General features: G+C 35.6%; 1 protein-coding gene. It reads right to left on the bottom strand.

The genetic code is table 11. The features are described 5' to 3' along the window. The coding region (locus tag AOA60_RS07540; RefSeq protein WP_305887046.1) for a phosphoribosylaminoimidazolesuccinocarboxamide synthase at positions 1-236 on the bottom strand (236 nt) is incomplete at both ends.

Here is a 236-nt window from a genome sequence, read left to right as displayed (position 1 = left end):
TCTCTACACTTTTTACTAGTTGTTCTGTTGAAGATAACCGCTTAATGAAGTGGCTATCAATTCCAACTTCTTTTAATTTTGAAAAAATAATAGAACTAATTTCGTTATTTAATACGCCTTTGCCATCAAGGACATCCTTTTTTTCTCCGTTAAATGCAGTTGCATCATCCTTATATTCTACCCACAGTACTCCTTGCTCTTCTGTAGCGTAAATGCGCTTGGCTTTTCCTTCGTAG

It is taken from the genome of Pseudomonas sp. 2822-17, from assembly GCF_002742485.1.
In the GTDB taxonomy this organism is placed as follows: Bacteria; Pseudomonadota; Gammaproteobacteria; order Pseudomonadales; family Pseudomonadaceae; genus Aquipseudomonas; species Aquipseudomonas cyclaminis.
Note: the sequence above shows the minus strand (reverse complement) of the source record. Positions and strands in the feature narration are given on the sequence as shown.